At 35.2% G+C, this 13,975-nt stretch carries 12 protein-coding genes; all 12 read left to right on the forward strand.

The genetic code is table 11. From position 1 onward, the window contains the following. Position 1 precedes the first annotated feature (1 nt). The 12 genes from ACMDB5_RS12625 to ACMDB5_RS12680 all read left to right on the forward strand — a co-directional run bounded on the left by ACMDB5_RS12625 (position 2) and on the right by ACMDB5_RS12680 (position 13,871). The gene (locus tag ACMDB5_RS12625) at positions 2-586 is read left to right on the forward strand and encodes an ACP phosphodiesterase (RefSeq protein WP_413998616.1); all 585 of its coding nucleotides are present in this window, start codon (positions 2-4) and stop codon (positions 584-586) included. A gap of 330 nt (positions 587-916) precedes the next feature. Further along, positions 917-2,602 (forward strand): gamma-glutamyltransferase, encoded by a 1,686-nt coding sequence (ggt, locus tag ACMDB5_RS12630; RefSeq protein WP_413998617.1) that lies wholly within the window; start codon positions 917-919, stop codon positions 2,600-2,602. Positions 2,603-2,617: 15 nt separating this feature from the next. Beyond that, entirely contained in the window at positions 2,618-3,310 is a 693-nt protein-coding gene (locus tag ACMDB5_RS12635) for a DNA alkylation repair protein (protein ID WP_413998618.1), read from the forward strand. Between the two features lie 19 nt (positions 3,311-3,329). After that, positions 3,330-5,114: a chloride channel protein gene (locus tag ACMDB5_RS12640; protein WP_413998619.1), complete on the forward strand. Its 1,785-nt coding sequence runs from the start codon at positions 3,330-3,332 to the stop codon at positions 5,112-5,114. Between the two features lie 85 nt (positions 5,115-5,199). Next, complete coding sequence (uvrA, locus tag ACMDB5_RS12645; protein ID WP_413998620.1) at positions 5,200-8,031, forward strand: excinuclease ABC subunit UvrA; 2,832 nt, start codon at positions 5,200-5,202, stop codon at positions 8,029-8,031. A gap of 16 nt (positions 8,032-8,047) precedes the next feature. After that, complete coding sequence (locus ACMDB5_RS12650; protein WP_413998621.1) at positions 8,048-8,413, forward strand: DUF2200 domain-containing protein; 366 nt, start codon at positions 8,048-8,050, stop codon at positions 8,411-8,413. A gap of 400 nt (positions 8,414-8,813) precedes the next feature. Further along, positions 8,814-9,368 (forward strand): PAS domain-containing protein, encoded by a 555-nt coding sequence (locus tag ACMDB5_RS12655; protein WP_413998622.1) that lies wholly within the window; start codon positions 8,814-8,816, stop codon positions 9,366-9,368. Positions 9,369-9,635: 267 nt separating this feature from the next. After that, positions 9,636-10,454: a 3-methyl-2-oxobutanoate hydroxymethyltransferase gene (gene panB / locus ACMDB5_RS12660; RefSeq protein WP_413998623.1), complete on the forward strand. Its 819-nt coding sequence runs from the start codon at positions 9,636-9,638 to the stop codon at positions 10,452-10,454. Positions 10,455-10,516: 62 nt separating this feature from the next. Beyond that, positions 10,517-10,867, forward strand: a complete 351-nt coding sequence (locus tag ACMDB5_RS12665) for a four helix bundle protein (protein WP_413998624.1) — start codon at positions 10,517-10,519, stop codon at positions 10,865-10,867. A gap of 49 nt (positions 10,868-10,916) precedes the next feature. Further along, positions 10,917-11,606 (forward strand): RluA family pseudouridine synthase, encoded by a 690-nt coding sequence (locus ACMDB5_RS12670; protein ID WP_413998625.1) that lies wholly within the window; start codon positions 10,917-10,919, stop codon positions 11,604-11,606. Between the two features lie 76 nt (positions 11,607-11,682). After that, positions 11,683-13,011, forward strand: coding sequence for an aldehyde dehydrogenase (locus ACMDB5_RS12675; protein ID WP_413998626.1), 1,329 nt, complete (start codon positions 11,683-11,685; stop codon positions 13,009-13,011). Between the two features lie 95 nt (positions 13,012-13,106). After that, the gene (locus ACMDB5_RS12680) at positions 13,107-13,871 is read left to right on the forward strand and encodes a hypothetical protein (protein WP_413998627.1); all 765 of its coding nucleotides are present in this window, start codon (positions 13,107-13,109) and stop codon (positions 13,869-13,871) included. Positions 13,872-13,975: the final 104 nt, after the last annotated feature.

The following is a 13,975-nucleotide window of genomic DNA, read 5'->3' on the forward strand; positions in this document are numbered from 1 at the left end:
AATGAACTTTCTGGCACATATTTATCTTTCCGGAGATAACGATTCAATCAAAATTGGTAATTTTATAGCTGATAGCGTTCGGGGAAAACATTTTGAAAATTTCCCTTTGGATGTCCAAAAAGGAATTATCCTGCATCGAGCCATAGATACCTTCACCGATGCACATCCTGTTTTTAGAAAAAGCACCAAAAAACTACACGCCCGATACCATCACTATGCCGGCGTGATTGTCGATGTGTTTTACGATCATTTTTTAGCAAAAAACTGGACAAATTATTCAGATGAAAATTTAGTCGAATTTGTGCAGCGCTTTTACCAATCCATGAACGACAATCTTGCAATACTTCCGGAAAGAGTTCAAAAAATGTTGCCGTACATGATTCAGGAAAATTGGTTGGTTAGTTATCAAACCATAGAAGGAATCAAATACATATTGACCAAAATGGATAAACGCACCGCTAATGAATCAAAAATGCGTTTTTCGACCGAAGAACTAACAGAATTTTATTCCGAATTTGAGCAGGAATTCACTGCGTTTTTTGAAGAATTGAGAGCTTTTGCTACGGAAAAATTACAAGGGATTTAAAAAATTTTACCACATAGAAATATTAGGTTAATTTTATTCTTTAAAAAAATGCATCCCGTTTTTGATGCAAAACTTTTAAACCATATGAAATTATTGAAGTCTCCAAAAGGTATTTTTGATAAATTTTAATTGTTTCAATATTTTCAAAGAGGGACAAAAAACTTTTGTAAATGAATATTATAAAAATTTACCTAAAGAATAGTAAAAACTATGTTTGCGTTTTTATAGCGAAGCGTTTTATCCACAAACTAAAATTCTATGCTTCTATGTGGTAGGAGCATTTAAAACAAAGTTAATTATAATGAGATAACATCTATAAACATTACTACCATGAAAAAAATAATCTTACTTCTTTTCTTAGCCCTTTTTGGTTGTAAATCGAACGAAAAAATGATGACTCCAACGGGCGTGGTTACTGATAAAGCCATGGTTGTTTCGGCACGTGAAGAAGCCTCCGCAATTGGAGTCGAAATAATGAAAAAAGGCGGAAATGCATTTGATGCTATGATCGCCACCGAACTGGCATTGTCTGTTTCCTATCCACAAGCCGGAAACATTGGCGGCGGCGGATTCATGGTTTACAGAAAAGCCAATGGAGAAACAGGAGCTTTAGATTATCGAGAGAAAGCACCACTTGCCGCATCCAAAGATATGTACCTCGATAAAGACGGAAACGTAATTGAAGGCAAAAGTACGACCACAGCGCTGGCATCTGGAGTTCCCGGCACAATTGCTGGAATATTTGAAGTCCATAAAAAATTTGGTTCTCTACCCATAGCAGAAATTTTGGCACCTGTAATTGCATTAGCAGAAAGAGGTGTAATCGTTACCAAACAACAAGCGCAAAGCTTAGCAGAATACAAAACAGCGTTCACCAAAGCCAATGGCGCTAACAGTTTGTTTTCTGCAGCATACAAAGCAGGTGACACCATTAAATATCCTGCTTTGGCAAACACTCTAAAACGAATTGCACAAAACGGTCGCGATGAATTTTACAAAGGAGAAACGGCTCAAAAACTGATTGCTTTTCTTTCCAAAAAAGGTGGCAATATAACATTGGAAGATTTAAATAAATACCAAGCAAAATGGAGAACACCAATCACTTTTCAATACAAAGATTTAAAAATCACCTCGATGTCTCCTCCTAGTAGTGGCGGTATTTGTCTGAATCAAATTATGAAAATGATTGAGCCCTACAATCTTTCCGAAATGGGACATAACAGCCAAAAAGCGATACAACTCATTACCGAAGCAGAGCGAAGAGCTTATGCAGATAGGAATTATTTCTTGGGTGACCCAGATTTTGTAAAACTACCTTTAAAAGAATTAGTTGATCCTGGCTATCTAAAAAATAGAATGAGTGATTTTTCATTCGAAAAAGCAAGCAAATCATCCGACATTGCTAACGGCGAAATTAATGGATACGAAAGCAAGCAAACCACGCATTACTCCATTGTGGATACAGAAGGAAATGCTGTTTCGGTGACAACAACTTTAAATGATAATTATGGTTCTAAAATCTATTGTGATGAATTAGGTTTCTTTTTGAACAACCAAATGGATGATTTTAGCGCTAAACCCGGAGTTCCCAATTTATACGGTCTTACAGGAACCGAAGCCAACAGCATCGCTCCCGAAAAAAGAATGTTGAGCTCCATGACGCCAACTATAGTAGAGAAAAACGGAAAACTATTCATGGTCGTAGGGACTCCCGGAGGTTCTACCATCATCACATCGGTATTGCAAACGATATTGAATGTTTATGAATTTAACATGAGTATGCAAGAAGCGGTAGATGCACCTCGTTTTCATCACCAATGGTTACCCGACGAAATTACATTCGAACCCAATTCATTTTCAGCTGAATTATTAAAAAAGTTAAAAGAGAAAGGCTACATAATCAGCGAAAAAAACAAGGAAATAATCGGTAAAGTGGATGCCATTTTAGTTTTACCCAATGGGAAATTGGAAGGTGGTGCAGACAAAAGAGGCGATAATAAATCCGTTGGTTTCTAATCTTGAATTTTATTTATGAATTTTATTTTTTCTTTAGAGACTGCATTTCAAGAAAGCAGCAATCCCGAAAATGCAGTCGCTATGGCTAAATACATGAGGAATCATTTTGCTTTTTTTGGAATAAAAACAACCGAAAGAAGGCAGGTTTTCAAAGAAATCTGGAAGCAAAACAAACTAGAAGTTAGCCAGAATTCCAGAACAATCGCTTTACAATTATTTGCAAAAGAACAAAGGGAATTTCATTATTGCGCCATCGAGATTTTGATAAAAGAACTCAAAAAAAATTATTTAAAAGAAGATATCCATTTAATAGAAAAGCTGATAACTGAAAATTCTTGGTGGGATAGTGTGGATACCATCTCGAAATATATCCTTGGAGAATACTTGTTAGGATTCCCAGATGAGATTGATACTGTTGTCGCTCTTTTCTCCAATGCTGACAATATGTGGCTAAACAGAAGCGTAATTCTATTTCAATTGGGATACAAGGAAAAAACTAATTTTGACTTGTTAAAAACAATCTGTATTAAACAACAATCATCTTCTGAATTTTTTATTCAAAAAGCAATTGGTTGGGCATTACGGGAATACGCTAAAACGAATCCTAAAGCCGTTAAGGAGTTTGTTTCGGTTACTCTTTTAAAACCTTTAAGCAGAAAAGAAGCATTAAAAAAATATATAACGGTGCGTAAAATAATAGTAATTTAGCCCTTTCAAAAAAAGATAAATGTTTAAAAAATATATTTCTAAATTAGAAAGTATAATTGCTTGGTGGCAATCAATCCTGAGTGAAAAACAATTTATTTTCTTATCCAGTGTATTAGTTGGTATATCTGTTGCCTTTGCGGTAATTATCTTAAAGTCATTTGCCCACTGGGTTTTCTTATTTGCTACCTATATCAATGGCACTCTAAAGCTTAGTTTCATTAATAGCATTTTACCGATAGTCGGGATTTTACTGACCGTTTTTGTAATCAAAAAGGTTTTGGGGGGAACCATAGAAAAAGGAACTTCACAAATTTTATATGGTGTTGCCAAAAAAGCCAGCATCATTCCAAAAAAACAGATGTATGCGCAAATTATTACTAGTTCCCTTACGGTAGGATTGGGTGGATCAGCCGGTTTAGAAAGTCCAATTGTGATTACAGGCGCTGCATTTGGCTCTAATTATGCCCAAAATTATAAATTAAGTTACAAAGACAGAACCCTTCTTATTGGTTGTGGTGTCGCAGCGGGAATAGCCGCAGCCTTTAATGCACCTATTGCCGGTGTTTTGTTTGCTATCGAAGTTTTGTTAGTCGATGTGAGTATTTCGGCATTTACTCCCATAATGATTGCAGCCGCAACAGGTGCCTTGGTTTCGGTAATTACATTAGATGAAACCATTTTGTTGAATTTCAAACAACAACAGGATTTTGATTACCATAAAATCCCTTTTTATGTACTTTTAGGAATCGTAACCGGTTTTATTTCTGTTTATTACACCCGTAATTTCCAAAGAACCGAACATTTTTTTGCCCGACTTAAACTAAGCCCTTACAAGAAAGCAATGTTTGGAGCTTCTATTTTAGCGGTACTTATCTTTATTTTTCCTACACTCTTTGGCGAAGGTTATGAAAGCATCAAAATCCTATCCGAAAACAATCCAAGCAAAATATTAGAAAACACTCTTTTTAGTGATTTTAAAAACAATAACTGGATGCTTCTCATCTTTGTTGGTTTGACAATGATGGTAAAAGTTTTTGCAACAGCCATTACATTAGGATCTGGAGGAAATGGAGGTAATTTTGCGCCTTCACTATTTATGGGTTCCTATATAGGTTTTGTGTTTTCCAAGGCCATAAACCTTACGGGACTTACAAATTTACCCGTCAGTAATTTTACCATGGTGGGAATGGCCGGAATTTTGAGCGGATTATTTCATGCACCATTAACCGCGATTTTCCTAATTGCCGAAATAACGGGCGGATACAGCTTAATGATTCCGCTTATGATTGTCTCTTCGATTAGTTTTGCTATTTCAAAACGATTTGAAAAACATTCGATGGACGTAAAAGATTTGGCAAAAAAAGGCCATGCTTTCACTAGCAATAAAGACACCAATGTCCTTTCTACATTAGACACCAATTCTATTATTCAAACCGATTATCTGACAGTTTCTCCCAATGAAAATTTAGAAAAATTAGTCGATTTAATCTCGCATTCCAATCAGGTTGTTTTTGCGGTTGTAGACAAAGAAAAGCACTTATTGGGTATTGTTCATTTCAATAACATACGAGAAATCATCTTCAATACTTATAGGGTAAAATATACTTTAGTGAAAGAAATTATGATCGATCCGGCCGAAGTTATTTATCCTTTTAACAGCATGGAAACCGTAATGAATAAATTTGAAACTTCTAAAGTGGCTAACCTTCCTGTGATAAAAGATGATAAATATTATGGATTTATATCTAAATCGGTAGCCTTAGAAGCCTATCGAACCAAGCTGAAATCGATGACAATAGAATAAATTCTGATTCCTTTTTAACATAATCTTCTATACTCTAGTATCAAAAGAACAAATCAAAATGGTAACTTTGCTTTTTTGCAAAAATATGTTAGATAAAGACAATACCATAGAAGTTCTAGGCGCCAGAGTTCACAACCTAAAAAACATAGATATTTCCATTCCTCGTGAAAAACTGGTAGTGATTACCGGTCTTTCGGGTTCTGGAAAATCATCTTTGGCTTTTGATACGATTTATGCCGAAGGACAACGCCGTTACGTAGAAACTTTTTCGGCTTATGCCAGACAATTTCTTGGGGGACTGGAACGTCCTGATGTGGATAAAATAGACGGCCTTTCGCCTGTTATTGCCATAGAACAAAAAACAACTTCTAAAAGTCCGCGTTCTACCGTAGGAACAATTACCGAAATATATGATTTCCTGCGTTTGCTTTATGCCCGCGCCGCAGATGCCTACAGTTACAATACGGAAGAAAAAATGGTCAGTTATTCTGATGAGCAAATCAAAGACCTTATCATACAGGATTTCACCGCTAAACGCATCAATATTTTGGCTCCGGTTATTAGAGCCCGAAAAGGACATTATGGCGAATTATTCCAGCAAATAGCCAAGCAAGGTTTCTTGAAAGTGCGTGTTAATGGCGACATTCTAGATATCACAGCCGGAATGAAACTGGATCGTTATAAAACCCACGATATTGAAATTGTTGTAGACAGAATGGTTATTGAAGCTACTCCTGATAATGAAAAAAGATTATCCGAAAGCATTAACACGGCGATGCATCACGGCGAAAATGTGTTGATGATCTTGGACCAAGATTCAAATGAAGTTCGTTATTTCAGCAGAAACTTAATGTGTCCTAGCACGGGAATATCCTATCAAAATCCGGAACCTAATTTATTTTCTTTCAACTCTCCAAAAGGTGCTTGCGATCATTGCAACGGACTGGGAACAGTGAATGAAATTAATGTCAAAAAGATTATCCCAAATCCTAAATTGTCAATAAAAGCAGGTGGTTTTGCGCCTTTGGGCGAATACAAATCATCCTGGATTTTCAAGCAATTGGAAATCATCGGAGAAAAATATAGTTTCAAGATTACCGATGCCATCGAAAAAATCCCCGAAGAAGCCATGCAAATGATTTTGAACGGCGGAAAGGAAAAATTCACCATAAACTCCAAAGATCTGGGCGTTGCCAGAGACTATAAAATAGATTTTGAGGGAATCGCCCATTTTATAAAAAACCAACACGACGAAAGTGGTTCTACCACTATCAAGCGTTGGGCAAAGGAATTCATGGACGAAGTAAAATGCCCAGTTTGCGAAGGTACTCGACTGAAAAAAGAAGCCTTATTCTTTAAAATCAATGACGAAAATATTGCCGAATTGTGCAATATGGATATTTCGGATTTGACGGCTTGGTTCAAAAAATTAGACAGCCAATTATCAGATAAACAAAAGCGTATCGCCACCGAAGTCATCAAAGAAATTAAGGATCGATTGGACTTCTTAATGAATGTAGGATTAGATTATTTGGCTTTAAGCCGAAGTTCTAAATCACTTTCCGGCGGAGAAGCACAACGCATCCGATTGGCAACCCAAATTGGATCCCAACTCGTTGGCGTACTCTATATTCTGGACGAACCCAGCATTGGTCTTCATCAAAGAGACAATGAAAAACTAATCCATTCTTTGGAACAATTACGCGATATAGGAAACTCGGTGATCGTGGTAGAACATGATAAAGACATGATTGAGCGTGCCGATTATGTGATTGACATTGGTCCAAAAGCAGGTAAATTTGGTGGAGAAATTATCAGCAAAGGAACTCCTGCCGAAATGCTTAAATCACATACCATTACCGCCCAATACATGAATGGCGAAATGAAATTTGACATTCCCGAAAAAAGACGCGAAGGCAACGGAAAATCCCTAAAACTCACCGGAGCCACGGGAAACAACCTGAAAAATGTTTCTATCGAGCTACCTTTAGGAAAACTAATTTGCGTTACCGGTGTTTCAGGAAGTGGAAAATCGACCTTGATCAATGAAACGCTCTACCCTATTTTGAATGCCTATTATTTTAATGGCGTAAAAAAACCACAACCTTACAAAAAGATTGAAGGTTTGGAACACATCGATAAAGTAATTGACATTGACCAAAGTCCAATCGGGAGAACGCCGCGCTCCAATCCGGCGACTTATACCGAAGTTTTTACCGAAATTAGAGCCTTATTTACCAAAACTCCCGAAAGTATGATTCGCGGTTATAAAGCCGGGCGTTTCAGCTTTAATGTCAAAGGTGGACGCTGCGAAACCTGTGAAGGTTCTGGGGTAAGAACCATCGAAATGAACTTTTTACCGGATGTATATGTAGAGTGCGAAACCTGCCAAGGCAAACGTTTTAACAGGGAAACCTTAGAAATTCGCTACAAAGGAAAATCCATTTCGGATGTATTGAATATGACAGTTGATGAAGCAGTTCCTTTCTTTGAAATGATTCCGAAGATTTACCGCAAGGTAAAAACCATCCAAGATGTTGGTTTGGGGTATATCACCTTGGGACAACAAAGCACAACGCTTTCGGGCGGTGAAGCGCAACGCATCAAATTGGCTGGAGAACTATCCAAGAAAGATACTGGAAACACCTTTTATATTCTGGACGAACCTACAACAGGTTTGCATTTTGAGGATATCCGCGTATTGATGGATGTTATCAATAAACTGGTCGACAAAGGCAATACGATTTTGATTATCGAACACAATATGGATGTGATAAAACTAGCCGATTATATCATTGATATTGGTCCCGAGGGCGGAAAAGGCGGCGGACAAGTCGTTGCCAAAGGAACTCCCGAAGAAGTTGCCAAAAACAAAAAAAGTTATACCGCGAAGTTCTTAAAAAAGGAATTGGAATAACATAAAAGCATGAGGTATGAAAACAACTGCTGAACACAATGAGCGAATGGCAAAAATGACATTTGCATCGGTATATCCTCACTATATTAAAAAAGTGGAGAGTAAAGGCAGAACAAAAGAGGAATTGCATCAAGTCATTGAATGGCTAACCGGTTTTGATGATCTAAAACTGCAAGAACTGATTAATGAGAAAGTAACGTTTGATACATTCTTTAACAATGCCAAATTGAATCCAAATGCTCATCTAATTAAAGGCGTTATTTGTGGCTATCGGGTGGAAGAAATTATAAATCCGTTGACACAAAAGATACGCTATTTAGACAAGTTGATAGACGAATTGGCGAAAGGTAAAAACATGTACAAGATTTTACGGAAAGCCTAAATATAAATAACAAACGACACCCAAGAAATAAAATCACTTAAACATACCTCAGAAGAGGGATAAGTTATTTTTACAGTCTTCAATCTAGACCTAATTTCCAATTCGGTTAACCTAGATGAATAAAATAGATTAAAAAAATGTAGCATGTCATTTTATAGACAATAGGCCTTTCTAAGCTACTAATTAGCAGTAAAACATTCGAATACTATTCTACTAATATTTGTACAAAAATTTATTTTGTACGATAAATCAACTATATTTACCCCCGAATTAAATTCTAAAAAGTATTCTAAAGGTTTTTAGATAAACTTCCGTTACCTCTAGTTCTATGAAATACGGGCTAATTCAATAGCATAGTGTAAATACTAACTTTAACTATAAACTATAAATTACAATTATTATGGAGCAAAATTTTATCAGACCAGAACCTATTGACAGAGAAGTTGTTTGGGATAAAAAGAAAATTGTTTTAAGCAGAACAGATAAATTTGGAACAATTGAGTATGCAAATGATGTTTTCATAGATGTTTCTGGTTATGAAGATTATGAATTGATAGCACAGCCTCATAATATTGTTAGACATCCTGATATGCCAAAAGTTATTTTCAAAATTTTATGGGATTCTTTGAAAAGTGGAAATAACTTTCATGCTGTAGTAAAAAATTTAGCGAAATCAGGAAGATATTACTGGATGATTACTGATTTTGAAATCATTAAAGAAAAAAACGGAGAAATTAAAAATTACATCGGAAAAAGAAAGGCAGTTCCTAATGATGCTCTCAAAAACCATATTGAGCCATTATACCAAAGACTATTACAAATCGAAAAAGTAAGTGGTTTAGATGCAAGCGAAAAATATTTAGCAGGATTTCTTGAAGAAAAAAAGATGTCTTACGAAATGTATATAAAAGATGTTGTTATAGGAAAAGGATTTTTTAAAAAACTTTTTAATTAAAGATTAATATTTACTATTAAAACCTAAAAAATTTCTATTCTAATTTATTAATAACTTATTCAAGAATAATACTTTAGATCGGAAAAAAATCTACCAAAATTGATAGAAAAATACGCTGATAGAAAAATCAGCATTTTTAAATTCAACAGCGGTAACAATTGTCTTTAACCTACATTTTTAAAGAACGGATTCAACGAAAGTCGGATCCGTTTTTTTGTACCATAAGAATTTGTTTTACTACTTTTACAGTTCCTAAAAAAGAACAGAATGTCTGTAGCAAAAAAAGATTACAAAAGAATTACCACAAAGTCATTAATCGAGATGAAAGCCCATGGCGAGAAAATCTCCATGCTGACGGCTTATGATTATACCATGGCAAAAATTGTGGATACCGCCGGTATCGATGTTATACTTGTTGGAGATTCGGCGTCCAATGTCATGGCAGGTCATGAAACGACTTTACCCATTACATTAGACCAAATGATTTACCATGCTTCTTCGGTTGTCAGAGCAACAGAAAGAGCTTTGGTTGTGGTTGACTTGCCTTTTGGTAGTTACCAATCAGATCCAAAAGAAGCCTTACGTTCTGCCATCAGAATCATGAAAGAAAGCGGCGGACATGCCGTAAAACTAGAAGGCGGAAAAGAAATAAAAGAGTCAATCAAAAAGATATTAAACGCCGGAATTCCAGTGATGGGTCATTTGGGATTAACTCCTCAATCCATCTATAAATTTGGAACCTATACCGTACGTGCCAAAGAAGAAGAAGAAGCCGACAAACTCATTGAAGATGCGAAACTGCTGGAAAGACTAGGCTGTTTTTCATTAGTTTTAGAAAAAATACCCGCTAATTTGGCCGAAAAAGTGGCTAAAAGTATTTCAATTCCCGTAATTGGGATTGGAGCCGGCGGAGGTGTTGACGGACAAGTTCTGGTTATCCACGATATGCTTGGAATGAATAATGAATTTAGTCCAAGATTTTTGCGTCGCTATATGAACCTGTACGAAGGAATGACTACCGCAATTGGTCAATACGTTGCCGATGTAAAATCCTCAGATTTCCCGAATGATAAAGAACAGTATTAATTAGACTTTTCAGATTATTAGACTCTTTAGATTACTTGGACAATTAAGTATAAAAACCAAATATGCACCGATTTAAAGAATTAGAAATTTGGAAAAGAAGCCGGCTATTTTGTACCGTTATTTATTCTGTTACTTCAACTTTCCCAAACGAAGAAAAATTTGGGTTAACAAATCAATTAAGGAGGGCTTCTGTTTCTATACCATCAAATATAGCAGAAGGCTCCTCCATAAATTCTAATAAAGATTTCTCTCGATTTTTAGAAATTGCCATAGGTTCAGCATATGAAGTTGAAACACAATTATTAATCGCGTCTGACCTCGGTTTTTTAAATGAAGAAAAAACAAAAGAATTAAATACAGAAATTAATGAGATCATTAAAATGACTTCTCGATTTCGGACAACATTAAAATAAATTCTTTTTCTAAAATTCTAATAATCCAAGAAGTCTAAAAAAGTCCATTTTGAAAATAACATCCAACAAAAATAATCTCCAAGTACTTCATGAAGACAATCACATTATTGTGGTTAACAAGCGTGTTGGGGATATTGTACAAGGCGATAAAACGGGTGATAAACCGCTGAGCGAGATTGTCAAAGAATATATTAAAGATAAATACAATAAACCCGGCGAGGTTTTTCTTGGCGTTGTTCATAGATTAGATAGACCTACAACTGGAATAGTTGTTTTTGCAAGAACCAGCAAGGCGCTAACCAGATTAAACGAATTATTTAAAAATCGGGAAACGCAAAAAACCTATTGGGCGATTGTAAAAAACAAACCCGCTAAATCCGAAGATAATCTGATTCATTTTCTGAAAAGAAATGAGAAAAATAATACTTCTAAAGCGCATCTTAAAGAAGTTCCTGACAGTAAATTAGCCAGCTTAGATTATAAAGTTTTCAAGGAACTCAATAATTATTTTGCTTTAGAAATCAATCTTCATACTGGGCGTCACCATCAAATTAGAGCACAATTATCGGCCATTGGTTCCCCAATAAAAGGAGACTTAAAATATGGCTTTGACAGGAGCAATCCAGACGGCGGCATCCATTTGCACGCTCGAAAATTAGTTTTTATCCATCCCGTTTCAAAGGAAAGTTTAGAAATAATTGCAGCAGTTCCTAATGAGGTTGTTTGGAATGCCGTTTAAAAAGTATAATTTTATCTTAAATTAAACGTAATTTGATGCCAATTCAGACTGCCATAATTCTTATAAAATAAAAAACATGAATTATAGAACCGATTTAGAATACCGCAAAGAAACTTTAATAAAGCTTCTTAATCAGATTCAAATTCATGAAAATGATATCATTAAGGCTTTGTATGATGATTTCAAAAAACCGGCTTTTGAAGCGGTTCTAACAGAGACCAATTATATAATATCGGAATTAAAAGACACTATAAAAAACTTGGATAAATGGGCAAAACCAAAAAAAGTTTTGCCCTCTATTCTCAATTTTCCATCAACTGATTTTATTTACAAAGAAGCTTACGGCAAAGTATTGATTATCGCTCCTTGGAATTATCCGTTTCAATTAGCGCTTTGCCCTTTAATAGCAGCCGTTTCCGCAGGAAATCAAGTTGTTCTTAAACCCTCGGAACTCACTCCAAAAACTTCCGCAATAATTGCCAAAATCATACTAAAAACCTTCCACGTAAACCATGTTGAAGTGGTACAAGGCGGTGCCGAAGTATCTCAAAATTTACTCTCGCAGCGTTGGGATTATATTTTCTTTACCGGAAGCGTAGCAGTGGGAAAAATAGTTGCAAAAGCTGCTGCCGAAAACCTAACACCGGTAACCTTGGAGCTAGGAGGAAAAAACCCATGTGTTATTGATGAAACTGCTAATTTAAAACTGGCAGCCAAAAGAATCGTTTGGGGTAAATTTATAAATGCGGGACAAACCTGCATCGCTCCCGATTACATCCTAATTCAAAAAGACATGAAGAATAAATTCATTGAATATTTGAAAGAGGAAATAACATTGGCTTACGGTGAAAATCCTGAAGAATCTCCAGATTTTGCCCGAATCATCGATCTCAAAAATTGGAAACGATTAACCAATATGATTGAGCCTGAAAAAGTACTTTTGGGAGGAAAAACCAATATTGAAAGCCGATACATCGCCCCTACTCTCATCGATGAGCCACAGTTGGATAGTTTGATAATGAAAGATGAGATTTTTGGACCATTATTACCTATATTAAGCTACAAAAATGAAGCTGAAATTGACAACATCGTTTCTAAATATGAAAAACCATTATCGTTATATGTTTTTTCAGATAACAAATCATTTGCTAATAAAATGATTCTAAATCACTCTTTTGGCGGAGGCTGTATCAACGACACTGTAATTCATTTTTCAAATAACAGACTGCCTTTTGGCGGCGTAGGCCATAGCGGAATAGGTGCTTATCACGGCAGTTTGAGTTTTGACCTCTTTTCGCATAAAAAAGGAATTGTCAAAAAAGCAAATTGGCTTGACCTGCCCATGCGTTATGCTCCTTATAAAGACAAATTAAAGTCTATTCAAAAAATATTAAAATGGCTGTAAAAGAAAGATACAACAAACATAAAAAGTGCTTCTGAATTTCTTTAAAGGAAATCTATTTAAAAAAAATTAAACAATAACATTTTACCAATCTAATAATGAAACCTATAACTGACCGAATTGAAGAAATAAGAAATAATGGATACCAAATAAATTTTGATACCATAATTAACAGTGCATTTGAAAATTATAAAAAGATTGCGGTCTATGCTGGCTTAATGCTATTTGTATTTATAATTTTCTTTGGCTTAATAGCTGCAACAATACTAATTTCTCTTTTCGGAATTGAGGCTATAACTGCAGAAAATATCAAACTTTACAGCCCCGAAAATTTAACCGGAACTCCTTTATTGATTTATATTGGAAGTAATATGTTGCTTTCTATTCTTCTAGCACCATTTCTTGCAGGTTTTTATAAAATGGCTGAATGCGCCAAAAAAGATATCGAGTTTCATGTTTCGACCATGTTCGAATATTACAAATCGCCTTATATCAAAGAAATATTTGCTGCCACATTTTTAATCTTATTGATCAACGCAATTATAGCACTATTAATTGAAACCAGCGGATATCCTATTATAGGAGGGATTTTAGCCTTATTGATTCCTTTTCTTACCTTTTTAACCGTACCACTTATTGTTTTTGGAAAATTAAAAGCAATTCCCGCTATTAAGGCAAGTATTATAATCGTTTCCAAAAAACCATTGGCACTTCTTGCCCTTATAATTATTGGAATAATCGGTGCATTAGTAGGTTTTATTGGATGTTGTATTGGTGTCTTTTTTACCTTTCCTTTCCTCTATTCCATGTACTATACAATATATAATGAGATTATTGGATTTGATTCAGAATCAGAAATTTAGAAAACTGATTGTAAAAAAAACTAAAGCCTTAATATATTTTATATTAAGGCTTTTTTTATATGAAATAAAGTACTATTTTTCTACTATTTTTCTAAAGGTAGATT

Source organism: Flavobacterium sp. W1B (assembly GCF_047344965.1).
In the GTDB taxonomy this organism is placed as follows: Bacteria; Bacteroidota; Bacteroidia; order Flavobacteriales; family Flavobacteriaceae; genus Flavobacterium.

What these genes read in the sequence shown, in the direction of transcription:
- ggt (WP_413998617.1), top strand. Translation starts at nt 917, where the DNA reads ATGAAAAAAATAATCTTACTTCTTTTCTTAGCCCTTTTTGGTTGTAAA.
- ACMDB5_RS12680 (WP_413998627.1), top strand. Translation starts at nt 13,107, where the DNA reads ATGAAACCTATAACTGACCGAATTGAAGAAATAAGAAATAATGGATAC.
- ACMDB5_RS12655 (WP_413998622.1), top strand. Translation starts at nt 8,814, where the DNA reads ATGGAGCAAAATTTTATCAGACCAGAACCTATTGACAGAGAAGTTGTT.
- ACMDB5_RS12650 (WP_413998621.1), top strand. Translation starts at nt 8,048, where the DNA reads ATGAAAACAACTGCTGAACACAATGAGCGAATGGCAAAAATGACATTT.
- ACMDB5_RS12640 (WP_413998619.1), top strand. Translation starts at nt 3,330, where the DNA reads ATGTTTAAAAAATATATTTCTAAATTAGAAAGTATAATTGCTTGGTGG.
- ACMDB5_RS12675 (WP_413998626.1), top strand. Translation starts at nt 11,683, where the DNA reads ATGAATTATAGAACCGATTTAGAATACCGCAAAGAAACTTTAATAAAG.
- panB (WP_413998623.1), top strand. Translation starts at nt 9,636, where the DNA reads ATGTCTGTAGCAAAAAAAGATTACAAAAGAATTACCACAAAGTCATTA.
- ACMDB5_RS12665 (WP_413998624.1), top strand. Translation starts at nt 10,517, where the DNA reads ATGCACCGATTTAAAGAATTAGAAATTTGGAAAAGAAGCCGGCTATTT.
- uvrA (WP_413998620.1), top strand. Translation starts at nt 5,200, where the DNA reads ATGTTAGATAAAGACAATACCATAGAAGTTCTAGGCGCCAGAGTTCAC.
- ACMDB5_RS12625 (WP_413998616.1), top strand. Translation starts at nt 2, where the DNA reads ATGAACTTTCTGGCACATATTTATCTTTCCGGAGATAACGATTCAATC.
- ACMDB5_RS12635 (WP_413998618.1), top strand. Translation starts at nt 2,618, where the DNA reads ATGAATTTTATTTTTTCTTTAGAGACTGCATTTCAAGAAAGCAGCAAT.